Annotated in this window: 16 protein-coding genes; all 16 read left to right on the top strand. The window is 54.8% G+C overall.

Translation table 11 applies throughout. From position 1 onward, the window contains the following. Nucleotides 1-116: 116 nt before the first annotated feature. The 16 genes from KJW29_RS10820 to KJW29_RS10745 all read left to right on the top strand — a co-directional run bounded on the left by KJW29_RS10820 (nt 117) and on the right by KJW29_RS10745 (nt 20,887). Nucleotides 117-1,631: a carboxypeptidase M32 gene (locus KJW29_RS10820; RefSeq protein ID WP_214629801.1), complete on the top strand. Its 1,515-nt coding sequence runs from the start codon at nt 117-119 to the stop codon at nt 1,629-1,631. 233 nt (nt 1,632-1,864) lie between these two features. Then, nucleotides 1,865-2,875 (top strand): ABC transporter substrate-binding protein, encoded by a 1,011-nt coding sequence (locus KJW29_RS10815; RefSeq protein WP_214629800.1) that lies wholly within the window; start codon nt 1,865-1,867, stop codon nt 2,873-2,875. 39 nt (nt 2,876-2,914) lie between these two features. Further along, a complete protein-coding gene (locus KJW29_RS10810; protein WP_214629799.1) occupies nt 2,915-3,709 on the top strand; it encodes an ABC transporter ATP-binding protein in 795 nt (264 codons plus the stop codon). 127 nt (nt 3,710-3,836) lie between these two features. Next, entirely contained in the window at nt 3,837-4,634 is a 798-nt protein-coding gene (locus KJW29_RS10805) for an ABC transporter permease (protein WP_108996402.1), read from the top strand. A 14-nt stretch (nt 4,635-4,648) separates the two neighbouring features. After that, complete coding sequence (locus KJW29_RS10800) at nt 4,649-5,662, top strand: aromatic acid exporter family protein (RefSeq protein WP_246608686.1); 1,014 nt, start codon at nt 4,649-4,651, stop codon at nt 5,660-5,662. Between the two features lie 607 nt (nt 5,663-6,269). Continuing rightward, nucleotides 6,270-6,839 carry an outer spore coat protein CotE gene (locus tag KJW29_RS10795; RefSeq protein ID WP_214629798.1) on the top strand — a complete coding sequence of 190 codons (570 nt, stop codon included), beginning with the start codon at nt 6,270-6,272 and terminating at the stop codon, nt 6,837-6,839. Between the two features lie 417 nt (nt 6,840-7,256). Next, a complete protein-coding gene (locus KJW29_RS10790; protein WP_214629797.1) occupies nt 7,257-8,465 on the top strand; it encodes a putative amidoligase domain-containing protein in 1,209 nt (402 codons plus the stop codon). A 463-nt stretch (nt 8,466-8,928) separates the two neighbouring features. Next, nucleotides 8,929-11,763 (top strand): DNA mismatch repair protein MutS, encoded by a 2,835-nt coding sequence (mutS, locus tag KJW29_RS10785; protein WP_214629796.1) that lies wholly within the window; start codon nt 8,929-8,931, stop codon nt 11,761-11,763. Between the two features lie 48 nt (nt 11,764-11,811). Further along, nucleotides 11,812-14,115, top strand: a complete 2,304-nt coding sequence (mutL, locus tag KJW29_RS10780) for a DNA mismatch repair endonuclease MutL (protein ID WP_214629795.1) — start codon at nt 11,812-11,814, stop codon at nt 14,113-14,115. Next, the gene (locus KJW29_RS10775) at nt 14,112-14,891 is read left to right on the top strand and encodes a class I SAM-dependent methyltransferase (protein ID WP_214629794.1); all 780 of its coding nucleotides are present in this window, start codon (nt 14,112-14,114) and stop codon (nt 14,889-14,891) included. Before mutL ends, KJW29_RS10775 begins: the two co-directional genes overlap by 4 nt. Next, nucleotides 14,884-15,879, top strand: a complete 996-nt coding sequence (gene miaA, locus KJW29_RS10770; protein WP_214629793.1) for a tRNA (adenosine(37)-N6)-dimethylallyltransferase MiaA — start codon at nt 14,884-14,886, stop codon at nt 15,877-15,879. Before KJW29_RS10775 ends, miaA begins: the two co-directional genes overlap by 8 nt. Nucleotides 15,880-15,895: 16 nt before the next feature. Then, a complete protein-coding gene (gene hfq / locus KJW29_RS10765; RefSeq protein WP_087569310.1) occupies nt 15,896-16,141 on the top strand; it encodes an RNA chaperone Hfq in 246 nt (81 codons plus the stop codon). 168 nt (nt 16,142-16,309) lie between these two features. Beyond that, nucleotides 16,310-18,781 carry a transglycosylase domain-containing protein gene (locus tag KJW29_RS10760; protein ID WP_214629792.1) on the top strand — a complete coding sequence of 824 codons (2,472 nt, stop codon included), beginning with the start codon at nt 16,310-16,312 and terminating at the stop codon, nt 18,779-18,781. Nucleotides 18,782-18,818: 37 nt separating this feature from the next. Continuing rightward, complete coding sequence (locus KJW29_RS10755) at nt 18,819-19,460, top strand: peptidylprolyl isomerase (protein ID WP_214629791.1); 642 nt, start codon at nt 18,819-18,821, stop codon at nt 19,458-19,460. Nucleotides 19,461-19,658: 198 nt separating this feature from the next. Then, the gene (locus KJW29_RS10750; protein WP_087569307.1) at nt 19,659-20,216 is read left to right on the top strand and encodes a ribonuclease FAU-1 family protein; all 558 of its coding nucleotides are present in this window, start codon (nt 19,659-19,661) and stop codon (nt 20,214-20,216) included. Further along, on the top strand, nt 20,213-20,887 hold the full coding sequence (locus KJW29_RS10745) for a YdcF family protein (protein ID WP_214629790.1): 675 nt from the start codon (nt 20,213-20,215) through the stop codon (nt 20,885-20,887). Before KJW29_RS10750 ends, KJW29_RS10745 begins: the two co-directional genes overlap by 4 nt. The last annotated feature ends 36 nt before the right edge of the window (nt 20,888-20,923 follow it).

The following is a 20,923-nucleotide window of genomic DNA, read 5'->3' as shown; positions in this document are numbered from 1 at the left end:
AATGATATTGCTCCTTCCGTCGGTTCTGGATGTTGCGGTCACCGGTCTTGCAGGTTTAAGATGATTATAAGGAGATCAAACTCCAATGACAAGACTAAGGAAGGCGGTTATCTGCGATGAGCGATCAACAAAAGGATACACTTGGCAAGTTCAGAGAAACCCTACATAAGATTTCCAGCTACAACGAAGCGCTTGGCGTACTCTACTGGGATCTGCGCACAGGCGCGCCGCGCAAAGGAATGGATACCCGGTCCGAGGCCATCGGCGCACTGTCCGGCGACATGTTTAAACTGTCGACATCGCCCGAGCTCGGCGAATGGTTGTCCCGGCTGGAGGAAAACGACGTATACGGGTCGTTGTCCGAAATTGACCGCAAGCTCGTCGATGAGACGCGCAAGGAATACGATCGCAGCGTCAAGATTCCGCCCAAGCTCTACGAGGAGTACGTCGTGTTGGCTTCGCAGTCGGAGTCGAAGTGGGAGGAAGCGAAGGCAGAAAATGATTATGCCGGCTTCCAGCCTTATTTGGAGAAAGTTATTCAATATACGAATCAATTCATCGATTTATGGGGGGCCAAGGAGACCCGCTATGATACATTGCTCGATCAATACGAGCCGGGGATGACGGTCAAAGAGCTGGATGGCGTATTCGGCGGCTTGCGTTCCGAGCTGGTCGCTTTATCGGCAAAAATAGCGGCGTCGCCCCATCAGCCGGATACATCGTTCCTTAGGCAGAAGTACGATAAGGCGGCGCAGAAGGATTTCAGTCTCTACATTCTGAAGCAAATGGGCTACGACTTCGACGCAGGCCGGCTGGATGAAAGCGCACATCCCTTTGCTACCGGCCTAAACCCCGGAGATGTTCGCATAACGACCCGTTATCTGGAGGATGACGTCACTAGCGCTCTGTTCGGGACGATCCACGAGGGCGGACATGCGCTCTACGAGCAGAACATTAGCCGTTCTCTCGTCGGAACGCCACTGTGCACAGGTACATCGATGGGCATCCACGAGTCGCAATCCCGCTTCTGGGAAAATGTCATCGGCCGGAGCCGCCCGTTTTGGAATCGGTACTTCGGCGAGCTCCAGGCGAGATTTCCCGGTCAGCTCGACGTATCCGTCGATGGATTTTACCGGGGCAACAATACCGTAGCTCCATCCCTGATCCGGATTGAGGCCGATGAGCTGACTTACAATCTTCATATCATCATTCGTTACGAGATGGAGAAGCTGATTTTTAATGAAGGCGCGAAGGCGGCGGAACTGCCGGAGCTGTGGAACGCGAAGTACAAGGAATATCTCGGCGTAGAGCCTGACTCTTATGCGGATGGAGTCATGCAGGACGTCCATTGGTCCGGCGGCGCGTTCGGATACTTTCCTTCTTATTCGCTTGGCAACATGTATGCGGCCCAATTCGCGGTTGCGATGGAGCGCGAGATGCCGGAAATGTGGACCAAAGTTGGGGCTGGAGAGTTACATCCCATCAAGGACTGGCTTACGGAGAGAATCTATCAATACGGCAAGCTTCGCACGCCATCGGAGCTGATTAAAAACGTGACCGGCGAATCGCTAAATCCGCAATATCTCGTCCAATACTTGACGAAAAAATATACCGATATTTACAAGCTGTAAAGCTTGGCGTCCGAAGAGCCAAAAAGGCTGACTCACAAGCGGGTGAAAAAACATCGTCAAAAAAACGAAATGGCAGCGCCAGGAGTTTACTCTCGGAGCCGCCATTTTTTTGGGTCAAATGCACGGTTTTAGGCAGCGAGCCTAGAGCCTTTTCTTGCGTTAATCACCGTCTGGGCGGGAAACGCATAGGCTGGTGTACATCACATTATGCCTATAGGCGGGAGGAATGTAGCATGAAGAAAGGAAGGCTCGCATCCGTGTTTCTCGTTGCGGTGCTCGTGGCGGCAACGGCGCTGGCGGGCTGCGGGAAGGAATCGGAGGGCAAGAAGCTGGTCCGCATCGGAGAAGTCACGCGCTCATTGTTTTATGCGCCGCAATATGTGGCAATCGAAAAAGGTTTTTTTGCCGAAGAAGGGCTTGAGATCGAATTGACCACGACGCCGGGCGGCGACAAAACGATGACAGCCCTGCTTTCGGGCGTCATTGATGTCGCGCTGGTGGGATCGGAAACCTCAATCTACGTCTATCAGCAAGGCGCAGATGATCCCGTTATTAACTTCGCTCAGCTTACTCAGACGGACGGTACGTTTCTCGTAGGCCGGGAAAAAGTCGAAAACTTTGATTGGAGCGTGCTAAAGGGCACAACTTTCCTTGGGCAAAGAAAAGGCGGGATGCCTCAGATGGCCGGCGAATTCGCAATGAAAAAACATGGCATCGATCCCCATGCGGACATGGAGATGATCCAGAACGTCGATTTTGCCAACATCGCGCCTGCCTTCGCCTCGGGAACGGGTGACTATGTCCAGCTGTTCGAACCTACCGCATCGATCTTTGAGAAGGAGGGACAGGGTTACGTCGTCGCTTCCTTCGGCACGGAGAGCGGCGAATTGCCTTATACGGTCTTTATGGCGAAAAACAGCTTTATCGACAAAAACAAAGCCCATGTGCAGGCTTTCACCAACGCTGTCTATAAGGCGCAGCAGTGGGTTCAGGACAACGACGCGGCAACAATTGCCGAGACGGTGAAACCGTACTTCGAGAACGTAGAGCTGGATATTTTGACCAGTTCGATCGAACGTTATAAAGTGCAGGGCTCTTTCGCCGTCGATCCCATTGTGGATGAAGCGGAGTGGAACAACTTGCTGGACGTTATTACGTCGGCCGGGGAGCTGCAGCAACGAACGGAGCATGGGACGCTAGTCAATACCAGCTTTGCCGAAACTGCTGTTGCCGGAGGAAAGTAAGGGATCTGTCCGGATTCTAAAGCGAAGGAGGCGAAGACCATGAACGAGCCTGTTATGTCGCTGAAAGATGTGTCACATGTGTATGTCAACGATAAAGGCGCTTCGCTCGCATTGGAAAATATCCATCTGGACATCGCCCCGGGTGAATTTGTCAGTCTTGTCGGTCCTAGCGGCTGCGGGAAAACGACGCTGCTGAGCCTGCTGGCGGGATTGTTCCCGCCTACTCTCGGCAGCGTAACGGTAGGCGGGAGGTCCGTCCATGGACCGTCCCCCGCTGTGGGTTACATGCTTCAACAAGATTTCCTGTTCCCGTGGCGGACGATACGGGATAATGCGGCAATCGGACTCGAGATCGCCGGAAGGCGAAACGAAAAGACGATGGCAGCCGTGGACCACTGGCTGGGCGAGCTTGGACTGAAAGGCAACGGAGAGCGGTATCCCCATGAACTGTCCGGCGGCATGCGCCAACGGGTTGCTCTTGCCCGCACGCTGGTTACCGAGCCCGACGTGCTTCTGCTTGACGAACCCTTTTCGGCTCTTGACCTCCATATCAAGCTGCAGCTCGAAGACCTTGTGCAGCATACGCTGGCCAGGCTGGGCAAGACGGCCGTATTGGTGACGCATGACTTGGCGGAGGCTGCGGCGATGAGCGATCGCGTCATCGTGCTCGGCAAGGGGCCCGGCCATATCCGGAGGGAAGTGAGCATCGCGGAACCGATACGGCAGGCTCCGCCGACAGAAGCACGCAGAATGGCGCAGTTCCAAAGCGTCTTCGATCAATTATGGGCGGAGTTCAATGACGGGGACGGCAAGGGAGGCGATCAGCATGGATAATCGCAGCCCGGGTGCGGAGAAAGGGTCGCAATCTGACAGCGTAATAAGCGAGAGCTATCCCTCTCGTGACACCGATTCGCGTGAAGTAGCTGCAATATCGGGCGTGCAGGAAGAACGGCAAGCTCTGATGGACGGTCTGTATGGCCGATATAAGGCGAAGACGCGGCAAATAAGGGGGCTGGCTGCATTGACGCAGCTTGCCATCTTGGTGTTGTCCCTTGGTTTGTGGGAGATAGCGGGCCGGAGCAAGTGGATCGATCCCCTGTTATTTAGCTATCCGTCCAAAATTATGGAGCTGATCTACTCGATGGCGAGCGACGGCAGTCTCTGGCCCCATGTCGGAGCGACAGTAGGAGAGACGATTGCAGGTTTCCTGCTCGGAACCCTGTTCGGAACGGCTTTAGCCGCTTTGCTCTGGTGGTTCCCGTTCGTATCCCGCGTACTGGATCCTTATCTTGTCGTCCTGAACAGTATGCCTAAGGTCGCCTTGGGTCCGATCTTTATCGTTGCATTAGGTCCCGGTCTCCTGTCGATAGTCGCTATTACATTAATGGTGACGGTCATCATAACGACGATTAACATCTATAACCGGTTCCGTGAGATAGACAGCGGCTATATTAAAGTAGTCCGATTGTTCGGCGCATCGCGGGCTCAGCTGTTCCGCATGGTTATTTTGCCGGGATCCTTCCCGGTTATGATCGCAACGTTGAAGGTGAACGTGGGGCTTGCATGGATTGGCGTTATTGTCGGCGAATTTCTTGTGGCCAAGATCGGACTAGGCTATCAGATTATTTACGGATTCCAGGTGTTTAACTTTACGCTCGTTTTATCGAGCCTGGTTGTCATCGGCGTAGTCGCGACTATCATGTACCAGTTGGTGGCTGCGCTCGAGCGGAGGTTGACTGAGGGCTGGCGGGAACGGTAGGATGGTGATGGAGCATGACCATACTTACCGGATTCGAGGGACCTCACATGGGCATACGCGTTGTCAAAACTGCCGTCGCGGCAATCGCGGCTATCTATACAGCTTATTATTTGGGATTGCAGCCTCCATTGTCGGCTGGCATTCTCGCCATACTCGGCGTCGAAGTGACGCGGAAGAAAGGGCTGCGGAGCGCTTTCAACCGTTTTCTGGCTTCGGTGCTGGGTCTTTTTTTCGCTTCGCTCATCTTCACGGTGCTGGGCTTCCATTACTGGGTGCTCGCGATTTTTATCCTGACGACATTTCCCGTGCTTGCGCGCGTTCAATTGAAGGAAGGCGTGCTGACAAGCTCTGTTATCGTATTTCACCTCTTTGATCACAAAGGGGTCGACGTCCATATTATCGGCAATGAAATTATGCTGCTGCTTGCAGGTCTGGGCTGGGCGACGTTTATTAATCTCATCTATATGCCCAAAGAAGAAGAAGAGCTGTACGCGAAGCGCGCCGAGGTAGAAGGGAACTTTAGCGCCATTTTTCGGGAAATGTCGCTCACCTTAAGAAACCCATCCCATATATGGGATGGCAGTCAACTGTTGACTGCACAGCGCGCCATCGAAGCTGGCGAAGCGTTGGCGGTGCGCCATCGGGAGAATCGTCTGATGATTGCCAACGCGCCGTATTGGTCGACTTACTTCGAGATGCGCAGGCAGCAGCTCGATACGATACAGCAGATGCTGGTGGAACTGGCGCTAATCTATGAGAAGTGGCCTCAGGGAGAGCAGATTGCAGAGCTTCTGGAAGGACTCAGCGAGTATGTAAAGGCGGAGGTGTACCTCGGCAAGTCGGAGCAGCGCGTATTCGAATTAACGGTCTCGTTCCGTCAGATGGATCTCCCGCGAACGCGCGAGGAGTTCGAGATCCGCGCCGCTCTGCTGAAGCTGTTGCATGAGGTGGATCGTTACTTGATTATCGCGAAGCGGCTGAAGAAAAAAAAGGCGGAGGCGGAAGAGTCGAAGCTGGAGACGGTATAAGCTGCGAGGTGCGGTGTGCGCTGCTGCGCGGTTTTGCGTGGCGCAGAGTGAGAGAAGTACAAAAGCCGAGACGTTGATGTCCGGCCTGGATACGGTTCGCTGCGGGCCGCTTAAAGGCCCGGCGGCTTTTTTGTTATGGCACCGACGTGCTATTTTAGTATAGAGGGCTGGGTTGGCAGGGGTCTATGCGAGTGATTGAAACTTAAAAGTATGGTTCAATGAGCTAGAACGGGGCATATTGGCGTGAATGAAACATAAAAATATGGTTCAATGCTGCTTCTTAGGCTTGCCGCATTATCGACTCTTAAGCTGCTGATTCTTAAATCTTTGATTATCAATCTATGTACGTGTGATTAGATATGTCCATGCATGCGAGCGCCGGCCGTTCAGATGACTTTGTCAAAGCAGCCAAGCATAATTGCATGGCTCCCGGAATATATTTGAACCAAACAAAAGGTTGAAGGTCGGCTAATCTCGTTTCCTGCGGGGATTGGCGCCTGGCGGGAGACAGACAAAATAAATTCGTCTGTTAAGACTCGTTTAATCAACAAACGCCTATGAACTGCATACACTTTAATTGAATGATTGTATGGAGGAGGTTAATTGAATGACTATTGCAGATAAACAGCTTCAGTGCAGAGAAATCATTACAAAAGCTGTCTGCGGCAAAGGTCGTAAGTTTTCCACTGTAACCCATACCGTTACACCGCCTCACCATCCGACCAGCATTCTGGGAGCATGGATCATCAACCATCAGTATGAAGCGGTTCGTTCGGGCGACGGTATTGAGGTCATCGGTACTTACGATATCAACATTTGGTATTCGTATAACAAAAACTCGCAAACTGACGTAGCCAAGGAATCCGTACAATTCGTCGAAAACGTGCCTCTTTCTTATGTAGACCCTAAACACAGGGTCGCGACGGAGGAAGTATCGGCGGAGGTGCTGCAAGAGCCTAATTGCATCGAAGCGAATATTTCGTCTAACGGCTCCAGCGTTACCGTTCGCGTGGAACGCGAATTCGCGGTGGAGATGATTGCCGAGACGAAAGTATGCGTAGCGGTTGTACCTGGCGGCTGCAGCGACGATGACGACAAGGATCTGGACTTTAGCCTCGGAGACGATGATGGCGACTTCGAGGATCTGGATCCCGATTTACTGGACGACGAGATTTAAGGTTTAATCCGCTTCCGACGCGGATAAGGCATTATATGCCGGATATTCGGCAAATTCGAGGGCGAGAGCCCTCGTATTTTTTTTGGGCCGGTCTGGAATGAGGCGGAGTCGGGCAAGGAAGGGCAGTTTGAAAAGGGCGGTGCGAGAATGGCGGATACTTGGATATGGGAAGAAGGGGATGCATTCCCGCGATTGCACGATCCTGTAAAGCGTTCAATCCATCAGAATAAATGGTTGCCAGCAATGGAAAAGTCGGTAGAAGGTCTGGAGGCTGGTAAAAAGAAAACGACAAAAGGACAGGCTGCTTCGAACACGGGCCCTCGGCCAGGAGACGCCGTAATCTTGATGTCAAGGGGATTATCAGACGAACTATCGGAAGTCGGAGGAGCCTGGCTGCTGAACGACGGAGCGGGATCAATGAAACGGCTGGACGATGAAGATCGGAATCGGCGGCTAAGCCGTGCGGGCTTAAGCGTGGCGTTTGCGTTGCCGGACGAACGAATCTATCGCGTTGAGCTGTTTCATTTGACGGCGATTGGCATCGTTCGGCTGAACGCCCGCGGCGAGGAACTGGCTGGCAGCAGGCTTAAGCCGCCGGGAGATGACGGGCCGCTTGCTCCGTTACGCTGGCCCACAGAGTCGCCGCTGCGCGCGGTCGTTCGCGCTGCGACGCGTGCGCTGTATGCACTACGCCTCGACATAGGCGAGGCGGAAATCGCTCTTGGCTCGAACGGCAGGCTTGCCGTTCGAGCGGTGTATCCGCTGCTGCGCGACAAGCGCCGGCAAGCGGAAGCTTTGACGCGGTTCGCCGCATGGCACGCGGCGAACGCGAGCACTCCGGATCGGCGCATCCTGCTTGGCGCCGATCCGGAGTATGTGATGTTGATGCCGAGCGGCAAGGTTGCGCAGGCATCGCGGTATTTTGGCTACGGCGTCGGGGGCGCAGCGGGCGCCGACGCCATGCTTGTGGGGCGACGGCTGCTGTACCCCGTCGCCGAACTGCGGCCCGCGCCGGCGGAGAGCCCGGCCGCGCTTGCCGCGAATGTGCGGCGCCTGCTCGCGCGCGCCGCTGTCAAGGTCGGCGACCCCGGGCTGCGCTGGGTCGCGGGGGCCATGCCCGTGCCGGGGCTCGCGCTCGGCGGGCACATCCATATTAGCGGAGCGGCGCTGACCAGCCGCTTGCTCCGCTTGCTCGACAGCTGCGCGGCGTATCCGCTCGCGCTGGTGGAGGACCCTGCCGGGCGCGGCCGGCGTCCCCGATACGGCGTACTCGGGGACTTCCGGCTGCAGCCGCATGGCGGGTTCGAATATCGCACGCTGCCGAGCTGGCTCGTATCGCCGGCAGCGGCCAAAGCCGCCTTCGCGCTTGCGCTGTTATGCGCTCGCGAGGCGATGGCGATGCCCCGCGTGCCCGCATCCGGCGAGCGCTACGCGGAGGCGTATTACGCCGGCGACCGCAGCGAACTGGCGGTTTGCCTCGACGAGGTCGCGGACGCAATCGCCGCGACGGAAAGTTACGCCGGACTGGCTCGTTTTATCGAGCCGTTGTTCGACGCTGCGCGCCGCGGCCGGACATGGGACGAAAGCACCGATATCCGCGAGAAGTGGCGCGTTCCGTTGCATTAAGTGACATTCACCTCCGTAACTGTACAGTCCCTAACCTCCGAATGTGTCTACAGGGCATCTCAAAGTCTCTACATTTATATTTGTTCCTACGGAATTCACCTCCCAGACCACCGTACCACTAACCTAATGTGTATGAAAAAGCGAGTACAATGGAGCGCAGACGGGCGCGGACGAGCATACGTGTATGAAAAAACGAGTACAGTGGGTCGTAGACAGACGCGGACGAACATACGTGTATGAAAAAACGAGTACAATGGGTCGCAGACAGGAAGCGTCAAGCAAATGTGTATGAAATAGCGAGTACACTGGTTCGCAGCCTCCAAACACCGCCGACTAATTCCCCGGGTTATAGCACTCCACAGCTCACATTGGTATAATAGAGTTCTGGTGTTTAACCATTGGTAAGAAAATGAGCCGCAGAAACGCGGCGCGTTTATCTCATACATAGCAGGGGGCGAAGACGGTGTCCGGTTATACGCCGATGATACAGCAATATTTGTCGGTCAAGGAGGAAGCGAAGGACGCGTTCCTTTTTTTCCGTCTGGGCGATTTCTACGAGATGTTTTTCGACGACGCCATCAATGCATCGCGGGAGCTCGAGATTACTTTAACAGGCCGGGAGGGCGGAGGCGCGGCGAAAATTCCGATGTGCGGCGTGCCCTACCATTCCGCGGATAACTATATTAACCGGCTTATCGAAAAAGGGTATAAAGTCGCCATCTGCGAGCAGGTGGAAGACCCGGCGGCCGCCAAAGGCGTCGTGCGCCGCGAGATCGTCAGGATCGTGACGCCCGGCACGGTAATGGAGTCCAAGCAGCTCGACGGCTCCACCAACAACTTCATAGCCGCGGTTGCGAATGCTGGAGGGATAATTGGCCTCGCGGCGTGTGACTTGTCTACGGGCGAGCTTTACGTCACATCCTTCCCGGCCAATCTGGAAGCGCTCGTGGACGAGCTTAACGTTTACGTTCCGGCAGAGGTCGTAGGAGAGGGCAACCTTCTCAAACAATTGAACGGCTCTCCAGCCTGGGGCAGAAAAGTGCCGCTTACCGATCGGGATCCCATCGGCGTGGATCGGCTAAACGAGCAATTCGGCGAAGCAGAGGTCGCTGCTTTGTCGAGCTCAACGGCTCGAATGGCGGCGCTAGGCATAATGACGGGGTATTTGGGCGAGACGCAGAAGCGTTCTTTATCCCACGTCAGACATATCCGCTCTTACGAGCCGAATCAATATATGATTTTGGACCATTATACCCGCCGCAATCTGGAGCTGACAGAGACGGTGCGCGACCGAAGCAAACGAGGCTCGTTGCTCTGGCTGCTCGACCGTACCGGCACGTCGATGGGAGCCCGATTGCTTCGCAGGTGGATCGACAAGCCGCTGCTGAGCAGCTCGGCGATCGGAAAGAGGCTCGATGCGGTGGAGACGCTGTATCGCAATCTTATTTTGCGCGAGGACATTCGCTCCGAGCTGCAGCCCATCTACGACCTCGAACGGCTTGTAGGCCGGGTCGCTTACGGCAATGCAGGCGGCCGCGATCTTATCGCGCTTAAGTCTTCCCTGCGCCGCATCCCGAATTTGACTTCGCTCTGCCTGGCTTCCGGTTCGCCGGTGCTGGAGGAGTTAGTCGCGGGAGCGGATGATTGCGCGGATCTCGCCGATATGATCGAGACGGTGCTGGTGGACGAGCCGCCCGTATCCATTCGCGAAGGCGGACTTATTCGGGCAGGCTATGATGATTATTTGGACAGCTTGCGCGAAGCGAGCACAAATGGCAAACGTTGGTTGGCGGAACTGGAGCGTCAGGAACGCGAGGCAACAGGCATCAAATCGCTCAAGATTGGCTACAACAAGGTGTTTGGCTACTATTTGGAAGTATCCAAAGCCAATCTGACTTCGCTGCCGGAAGGGCGCTACGAGCGCAAGCAGACGCTTGCGAATGCCGAACGGTTTGTGACGCCGGAGCTAAAGGAGAAGGAACGTCTGATCCTCGAGGCCGAGGATAAAATGGTCGATCTCGAATATGCCCGATTTATCGAGCTCAGGGATCATCTGGCACTTCATCTGCATCGGCTTCAACGGGCTGCCGAGATGATTGCGGAGCTGGATGTGTACCAGTCCCTGGCGACAGTAAGCGCGGAGCGTAGATACACTCGTCCGATCGTATCGGAAGGTTACGATCTGGACATCGTGGATGGTCGCCATCCCGTAGTGGAGGCGATGATGGATGGCACTCCGTTTATCAGCAATGATACGCATTTGCGCCGTGACGAGGATTGGATCATGCTGATTACGGGACCCAACATGGCGGGCAAAAGCACTTACATGCGCCAGGCTGCCCTTATTTGCATTATGGCGCAGATCGGCTGCTTCGTCCCCGCCAAAGCGGCCGGAATTCCGCTGATCGACCGCATCTTTACGCGGATCGGCGCCGCGGACGACCTGATCGGCGGCCAGAGCACCTTTATGGTAGAGATGAAAGATATTCAAGTCATGACGGAAAAAGCTACTGCGAGCAGTTTGGTCATTATCGACGAACTGGGCCGCGGTACTTCGACGGCAGAGGGGATGGCAATCGCTCAGGCCGTTATCGAATACGTCCATCATCATATCGGCAGCAAGGCGCTTGTATCTACGCACTTCCACGAGCTGGCTCATCTGGAGGAGTCTCTGCCCTCGCTTGGCAATGCGCGGATGGCCGTCGAGGAGAGCGGCGACGATGTCACCTTCCTTCGCAAGCTCATTGCTGGTGCGGCAAGCACGAGTTATGGCATTTATTGCGCCCAACTGGCGGGACTGCCCCAGTCTATTATCGGACGAGCCTATGAATTGCTCGCCGATACGGATGATAGTTCCGAACGTACAACAGGCGGAGGAACATCGGCTGCCAGAGCGGGATCTGACATCGGCCAAACGAGGCAATCGCAATCCGCGCATCCGGCCCCAAACACGGCAATGGATAACGTGCGATCGGATGTGCGCGGGCAGGCTGCACACGGATACCGGGAGTCGGCTGCCGCAGTGGAATTCTCGTTGCTGCATGAGTCGGGAACGGGTGTCATGACCGAAAGCGCCTCGAAGGTTGAAGCGATCTCTCATGCAGAGAAGGCGCAAGGCTCTGTCATCCAGTTGTCTATGTTCGAAGAAGCGGCGCCTGCGCTTGACACCGGCAAACGCAAAGCTTCACCGAAGGCGGAGCAGCTTGCTGACGACCTGCGCAAGCTGGATCTGTTTAATATGACGCCAATGCAGGCGATGCAATGGCTTAACGATATGAAGGGCAAGCTGAGAGATTAACGGACAAGCAAAGTTTGGAAGACCAGGAGAAGAGGGGAGGGATTGAGCATGGCCAGAATCAAAGTGCTTGACGAGCAGCTGGCGAACCAGATAGCGGCAGGGGAAGTGGTAGAGCGTCCTTCTTCCGTCGTCAAAGAGTTGGTGGAAAACGCGGTAGACGCCGGGGCAACGGTCATCGATGTTACGATTGAAGAAGGCGGCTTGTCGCTGGTTCGAGTGAGCGACAACGGAAGCGGCATTGAAGGAGATGATCTGCCTGCCGCTTTCCAGCGCCATGCTACGAGCAAAATTTATACGGGAAGCGATCTGTTCCGCATTGCCAGTCTCGGATTCCGCGGAGAAGCGCTGCCCAGTATCGCGGCCGTCTCCAGGATGACTTGCATCTCCGCGACAGATGGATCGGGACTTGCAAGGCGCCTTGTTATCGAAGGCGGAACGACGACGGCATTCGAGGCCGCAAATGCGCCTCAAGGCACCGATATGTCGGTCCGGGATTTATTTTACAATACGCCTGCAAGGCTGAAATATATGAAGTCGATCCAGACGGAGCTGGGACATATCTCCGATTATGTGAACCGCATCGCGTTGGGACATCCGGGCATCGCCATTACGCTCAAGCATAACGGCAGCGTGTTGCTGCGCACGCTCGGAACCGGCGACCGGCTGCAGGTGATCGCCGCTGTTTACGGAACCAGCACGGCCAAGGCGATGCTCCCGGTGGCCGCGTCGGATGCCGATTATGAGCTGAGCGGCTACATCTCCAAGCCAGAGTTGACGCGCGCCAACCGTGGAAGCATCACAGTGATCGTTAACGGGAGATATATTCGCAGCCATGCGGTCAATCAATCGTTGATCCAGGCTTATCATACGCTGCTGCCGATTAACAGATTCCCGCTCGTCGTTGTCGAGCTTGGCATGCATCCCGGTCTGCTGGATGTCAACGTCCATCCTTCGAAGATGGAGGTTCGCTTCAGCAAGGAAGCCGAGCTGCGCTCGTTAATCGAACGCTCCGTCAAGTCTGTACTGGACGGTCTGCGGCATATTCCCGGACCTGACTCTATAAGCAAACGCGAACGTACGGGTCCGCTATATGTTCAGGATACGATCTCCTTCCATATTGGAGACCGGTTGGAGGAGGGCGATCCTGCGAAAGCTCCGCTGCCAGAGCCTCCTGCTGAATCGACATCATCTTTAACTGGTATTGATTCGCCTTCGACCGGCTCCCAAGAGGACCGACCATCGACATCATCTACGTTAACTGTTAATGAATCGCCATCAATGGGCCGATCGGAAGAGAAATCCGGCAGTTCAAAGGGGCGGAGCGAATGGTCACCCGAGCAGAGAACCTGGGGCGGCTCCGGCCGCTCTGCTTATTCGCAAGCAGGTTCTGACGGTCGAGGTCAGAAGGATCGCGGTTGGAATGATCGCGAGTCGGCGTATGTGCCCAGAGACGCTGCGGAGAGGCTCTACGCGAGGCCGGAGAGTGCCATGGAGACCTTCGCTGTACTCGAAGGGCGACATGGCGGCGCCACTGCCCAAAAGTCAGCCGATGTTGAGGAGGAAAGCGATGTGGAGCCTTCCGTATCAAGCGAAATGCAAGCATCAACGGCAATGGTAAGCTCGCTTCTTCCAGCAGCAAAAGAATCGTTAACAGAAGCTTCCTCTCTGAGAGAAGCAGCTGCAGCTGTCGAATCCCCTTCCGAAAGGGAGTCCGGATTGACAGAGGCATCAAACGATGACAACCGCCGATCCCAAGGCGCGCTGAATTTCCCGGAGCTGCACTGGATCGGGCAGCATCATGGCACGTATATTGTGGCGCAGGCGGATGACGGATTGTATCTCATCGATCAGCATGCTGCCCATGAACGTATAAACTATGAATATTATCTTCATAAATTTGGGAATCCTGTAGCTGCAAGCCAAGGTCTCATCGTGCCGCTAACGCTGGAATTCACTGCGGGCGAAGCGACTCAACTAAGAGAGTGTATCGGCTTGTTCGCCGACGCAGGCGTGGAGATCGAGCCGTTCGGCTCCCAGACATTTCTTGTCCGCGCGTATCCGGAATGGTTCCCGGCCGGCGAAGAGCAATCGCTGCTTGAAGAAATGGCGGATCTTCTGATCGAGGAACGGAAGTCGATCAACATTACGAAGCTGCGCGAGAAGGCGGCCATTATGTGCTCTTGCAAGGCATCCATCAAAGCGAACGATCGGTTATCTCGCGAAGAAGGCGATGCCCTGCTGGCGAGACTGTCGCGATGCGAGCAGCCCTATACTTGTCCCCATGGCAGGCCCATTATCGTTCATCTCTCCACCTATCAGCTTGAGAAAATGTTCAAGAGGGTGATGTCATGATCGTCACGACAGCGCCGATGCCGTCCGAACGGGTGTTGGCGCAGGCGAGACGACTCGCGGACGAGCTCTCTGCCGCATACGTGCAGCGGCGCAGCTCCTCCGTGCGCAAGCTGCTGGAGCGCAGCGGAGATGGCCGCGCGATCGTCGTCACGGATCGAGAGATCCGTTTTTATGACGGCGACGAGGCGCCGCCCCTGTTTTTCCATCCCAGCATGGCCTTCATCCGTGTAAAGCGACTGCGCAAGGGAGAAAGCGACCCGCTGCTCGACCTATCCGGATGTCGCCCCGGAGACACCGTTATTGACTGCACCGCGGGCATGGCGGCCGATTCGCTGGTGTTCTCCTACGCGGTCGGGACTGCCGGCACTGTCGTCGCACTGGAGAGCGAGCCGATTCTGTGCGCATTGGTGCGAGAAGGATTGTCTGCGTACGAGTCCGGACTGGAAGACGTCAATGATGCCATGAGACGAATCAAGATGATATGCCGGGAGCATGGCCAATATTTGGCGGAGCAGCCCGACAAGAGCGCGGATATCGTCTACTTCGATCCCATGTTCAGGCAGCCTATCCTGGAATCGTCCGCGATCGGGGCTTTCCGTTCAATCGCCAACATGGACGCGCTGACGACCGAAGTTGTCGAGCAAGCGAAACGCGTGGCCAGGCGCACGGTTATTATGAAGGAGCATCAAGGCAGCGGCGAATACGAGCGTCTCGGATTCGAGAAGAGGCATATCAATACATCGAAAATCGCATATGGAGTGATTCACGTTGACTGAAAAGCAAGAGAACGCGACGGATCGCAAACGTCAGCCGCTGCTCGTGCTGATCGGTCCCACGGCGGTTGGCAAGACGGCGCTTAGCCTAACGCTGGCGCAGCAATGGAACGCGGAAATTATATCCGGCGATTCCATGCAGGTCTATAGAGGGATGGATATCGGGACTGCCAAGCTTCCGCTGGCTGAGCGTGGGGGTATCCCGCATCATTTGATCGATATTTGCGATCCGGAGGAGCCTTATTCGGCAGCCGATTTTCAAGCTGGCGCTCGAGCTGCCATCGAACACATCTCGTCACGGGGAAAGCTGCCTTTTATCGTCGGAGGAACAGGACTATATATAGAGTCGTTATGCTACAATTACCAATTCGCGGATAACGGCTCCGACGAAGCGTTCCGCGCGGAGCAAGATGCTTATGCGACGGAACATGGTTCCGACGCCCTGCACGCCAAGCTTAAGGAGATCGATCCCGAAGCTGCGGAACGACTCCATCCCAACGACTTGAGGCGCGTGATACGGGCGCTGGAGGTCCATCATTTGACGGGACAGACGTTCTCGGAGCAGCAAGCGGGACAGAAAAAAGAGTCCCCATACGAACTTTGTATTATAGGGCTGTCGATGGATCGTGCGACGCTTTATCGGCGGATCGAAGCTCGGATCGACGAAATGCTGGAGCAGGGTCTCGTGGATGAAGTTAAGGACATCCTCAGCAGAGAACTGCCTCCCCACGCGGTGCCGATGCAAGCGCTTGGCTACAAGGAAATCGCCGATTATTTGCAGGACAATTGCTCCTATGAAGCGGCAGTTGAACGGCTGAAACGCGATACGCGAAGGTTCGCGAAACGGCAATTATCGTGGTTCCGGCATATGAAGGATATTCACTGGTTTGACGCAGGGGAAAATTTTCACAACAATTTGAAAGCAATTCATGCTATAATAGCAGGAAAGTTTCAAGATCATCTTGAATATCATACTAATCAATCTTTTTAGACGGGGGTAACGTCCAATGAACAAATCGATCAATATTCAAGATACGTTCCTGAACCAGTTGCGCAAAGACAATATTCCGGTTACGGTATTCCTGATGAATGGATTCCAAATTCGCGGCGTGATCAAAGCATTTGATAACTTTACCATTATTATCGACAGCGAGGGAAGGCAGCAAATGGTGTACAAGCATGCCATTTCGACGTTCGTTCCGCAACGTAACGTATCGCTCATGCAGCAGGACAACTCCCAGTCCGAGGTCTAGTTCACAGGATCGCATGAAACTTTCTTATAGAAGCGCACGTTAAACTAGATAGCGGCAAGCAAGGGCAACCCGCTCGCATGGGTTGCCCTTGGCGTTTCAAATAGGCCGCAACGTGTCCATTTTATTAATGCGAGTTCAGAGAAATAGGGAGTGCAGGAGGGAAACATCATGGCTGAACCTAGGAAAACGAAAAGAAAAAGCGGGTCTAATGGAAAAAAACGCAAGGGCATTTCGGGACGGGCCTGGTTCTACGGTCTGTTCTTCACGGTTGTCATCGGGATCGTTTGCGGAGTTATCGGTTATCTGTTAATCATTCTAAATGGTGAGCGGCTGCTGGAGGAACACGGCAGCAAGCTGGAGTTCGGCGAGGCATCGATCATCTACGATGCCAAGGGCGAAGAGATTTCCAGACTGTACGACGTCATGGACCACCGGGAAGTCGCGGAGTTCGCGGAAATTCCGGAGTATATGCTTCACGCGATCGTCGCTACGGAGGACCAGCGGTTCTACGAGCACGCCGGACTGGACTTCTGGGCGATCGGCCGCGCGGTCGTCAAGGACGTAATTGCCAGAAGCGCGGTCGAAGGCGGCAGTACGATTACGCAGCAGCTCGCGAAAAACGTATTTCTGTCGGCTGACAAGACTTTTTTCCGAAAAGCAACGGAAGCATCGATTGCTGTTGCGCTGGAGCAGCAGATGACGAAGGATGAAATTCTCACCATGTACCTGAACCGAATTTATTTCGGCAAAGGGATTCACGGTATTAAGGCTGCGGCCGATTATTATTTTGATGTGGAGCTGAAGGATCTGCAGTTGTGGCAGGCGGCTACGCTTGCGGCTATGCCGAAGGCGCCTAACCGTTACAACCCTATCAACAATCCTGAGGATTCCAAAAATCGCCGCGCAGTCGTGCTGCAATTGATGTACGAACAGGATTATATCACCAAGGAAGAGATGGATGCGGCCAAGGCAGTCGAATACGAGGCGCCTGCGAGCCAGGAGCAATTTAAATCCGGCAACTATCATGCTTTCGTCGATTTCGTCATTGAAGAAGCGATTGAGCTGACGAAGATGACCGAGGAGGAGCTGCGAGTCAGCGGCCTGAAAATTTATACGACGTTGAATCAGCAAGCCCAACAATCGTTGGATACGCAAATTGCGAATGATGAGAACTTCGAGAAGAGCGTCGACGATCAGATCGTTCAAGCGTCCGTCATCATCATGGACCATCGCAACGGGGAAATCCAGGCATTGTCCGGCGGACGCGACTATGTTAAGAAAGGCTGGAACCGGGTGACCAAGTACAGGCAGCCGGGTTCTGCGATCAAGCCGATCGTGTCGTACGGACCGGCCTTGGAGACCGGGAAGTACTTCCCATGGACGGAGCTTGCCAACGACAAGAAGTGTTTCTCCAATTATTGCCCGACCGACCGCTGGGGCGCGACCAAGGTGTCGATGAAGCAGGCGGTGAAGGATTCCAGGAACCTTGCAGCCGTTTGGATGCTTAATGAGATTGGCGTGAAACGCGGCGCGGAGTTCGCCAAGAAGCTGGGGCTCGAGCTGGAGCCGGACGACATGAACCTCGCGCTTGCGCTCGGCGGCCTGACGAAGGGCGCTTCGCCCCTTCAGATGGCAACGGCCTACAGTGTTATGGCGAACGGCGGCAAATCCGTCGATCCGCATACGATAACAAGCATCGAAGGGAAAAATTACAGCTTTGCATACAAAGCTCCAGAATCCAAGCAACTGATGTCGCCCGAAACGGCCTGGTATTTGACCGATATGATGCTCTCCGTCGTACAGAAAGGCGGAACGGGTAGCAAAGCGGCGATCGACAGGCCCGTAGCGGGCAAGACAGGCACGACGCAGCACGGCATCAAAGGCTTCTCCGGCGACGGCATCAAGGACGCCTGGTTCGTCGGCTACACACCGGAGTGGACAGCGGCGGTATGGATGGGATACGATAAAACAGACCTGCAGCATTACCTGAAGACGGGCGGCTCCCAATCCGCGGCGTTGTTCGCCAAGATCATGAAGCCGGCCATGCAAGGCGTCAAGCAAGGAAGTTTCCGGCAGCCCGAGGAAACGCAGGAAGACAAAGCGCCGGAGAAGGTGGCCAACTTCAAGGCCGTTTACAATCCGGATGAGGTCCGTGTCGATCTGAGCTGGGATGCCAGCGCGGAGCCGGATATTATCTACGAGATTTACCGCAAGGAATTAAACGAAAGCGATTTTTCGGTTTTTGATTCCCGCGAGACCACTAGCGTGACCGACATGAGCATTTTCCCGGGGATGACTTACGATTATTATGTCGTCGCTCACGATACGAAGAGCAAGCTGTCCAGTAGTCAGAGTCAGACGATTACGATCCAGGTGCCCGAGGTGGATCTCGGATTGCCGGAGGTGCCGATGGATCCTGAACCGACCGCGACGCCGGATCCCGGAGCAACTACGCCGCCGCCGGACGGTGGCGATAACGGCGGCAACGATGACGGGGGCAGCACGACGGAACCGACTGCTCCAATCGGTACGGAGCAGCCTGGAGACGGAGGCGAACCGACACCAACTCCGACTCCGATAACGACGGGTAACAATGAAGGCGGAGAGGCAGCAGGACAGCCAACTACGGAGGGAACGTAGGTTCCCCCACCGCCACGGAATAGGTGGTAGATGAATCATGCAATTCACGGGTCTGGGCAGAGCGCTGTTGCTATGGCTTAGCCTATTGCTCCTGTTAGCGGGATGCGGATCAAACAACGCTTCGCAGCTGTCCGCGCAGGGACAGGATGGAAATGCCAAAGTAATGAGCTGGAGCAAGATGCCGGAGATGTCGATTGATCTGGACTATGATTACAAGGCGCTAATCGAGACATCGGAGGGGAGCTTCGAAATTCTTCTGTATGCGGACAAAGCTCCCGTAACGGTGAACAACTTCGTCTTTCTTGCGAACGAAGGGTTCTACGAAGGTTTAAAATTTCATTCCATTATCGAATCGTTTATGATTCAGACGGGCGATCCCCTCGGGAACGGCACCGGTACCGCGGGATACCTCATTCCGGATGAGCTGGATATTCAATCCACTTATAAGGAAGGCGTTGTCGCCATGTTCAATTCCGGCACTCCGAATTCCGGCAGCAGCCAGTTCTTTATTTGTACGGGACCTGACGCCTCGAATCTTAACAGGCAGCCGAATTATACGATCTTCGGAGAAGTATCATCGGGGATGGATGTCGTACAAGCCATCTCGAGAACGCCTGTGAAAAACGGTCAACCGGTAGAGGATGTAACGATCGTACGCATTACCATACAAGAGAGCTGAAGTACAAGCAGTTTCGACGGAATTATTTCGTTGAAGCTGCTTTTCTGCTAACAGAGCTTGGTTTATTTTCCCCATGCGCTGGAGATGGACGTTAAGTTATGGTAATCTTTTTCTATAGGAGTGTTCTTCGTGAACACGTGGGCCGTCCCATTGGAGCGGCGGACGTCATTCCTAAATGAACGGAAAGGTACGTTCCGTATGAAGAGAAAATTTTCCGATCGCGCGAACTGGCGCCGCATATTGCGAAGAAGTTATTCTTGCCTGGCGCTTGATGGAGACGAGTTTAGAGGGCTCGTAACCTTCTACCGGATCCATGAGCTTAGGGAGCCTCTCTGGAAAGAATATGACGGACGAAGGCTCTGCCTGGCAGACCGTGGTTATTTATGGATGCAGCACTTTCCCAAGGGCGAGCACTTTGTCGTAACGACAATGTTTGATGACAAGGGCCGAGTCGTGCAATGGTATATCGACGTGTGCAAGACGCAAGGTTTGACTGATCAGCAAGTGCCGTGGTTCGACGATCTGTATCTGGATGTTGTCGTGCTGCCAAGCGGCGAAGTGTATTTAATGGACGAAGACGAACTGGAGGACGCCCTCAGGCAAGGCGCCGTCTCCAACAAGGATGCCGCGCTTGCGCGCAAGACGGCAGGAAGGCTGCTGTCAAGCATTCGCAATGGCAGATTCCGTTATTTCACGCTTAGTCTCAAGCATCGCAAGAGCCTCATGGAACGAACAGGGGAGCTCAGCGAGTCATGAAGAGCAGTGTCAAGCATCGGAGGAGCAGCACGCGCCGCCGCCGTAAGTCTTCCAGGCGGCCGTGGCTGCTTTTCTTTCGTCTATTCGTAGTTGTATTGTTCGCGAGCATTGCCTGGTGCTTATACGCGGCATGGTATCTTAATCATACGATTCCCGAGCTTGAAGAGGGGACGCGCGCTGATGCGGGCATCGTGCTTGGCGCAGCCCTTTGGAATGATGTCCCCAGTCCGGCACTCAAAGAACGGCTGGATTATGCCTACCAGCTGTACAAAGATGGTGTTGTAGAGGTATTGATTCTGTCCGGCGGTTATGGCGGCGTATCCTCGAAGCTGTCAGAGGCGGAGGGCATGCGCAACTACTTGACGTCGAAGGGAATGGCGGAGGACAAGCTGATCCTGGAGATGGAGGCTGGCAATACCTACGAGAATCTCGTATTCGGCAAGCGAATCGGCGAGGAAGCGGGCTATAGCGAATTTGTCGTCATTACGCATGACTATCATGCGCCTAGAGCGAAGGAGATGGCAGAGTTTGCCGGCTTCGAGCCGGCGCTTGTAACAGGCGTCAAATCTCGCGTTCTGAACCAGTTCTATAATGATTCCCGCGAGGTGCTCGCTTATACGAAATGGAAGCTGGATTCCGTGCTGATGCGCATCGGTTTCTTGTCCCGATAACTCGTTGCCGTGAATCTGCTAATATGCTGTCCTGAG

The organism is Paenibacillus agaridevorans, from assembly GCF_018604145.1.
In the GTDB taxonomy this organism is placed as follows: domain Bacteria; phylum Bacillota; class Bacilli; order Paenibacillales; family Paenibacillaceae; genus Pristimantibacillus; species Pristimantibacillus agaridevorans.
The sequence above is the reverse complement of the archived record's forward strand: the minus strand, read 5'-3'. Positions and strand labels throughout refer to the sequence as shown.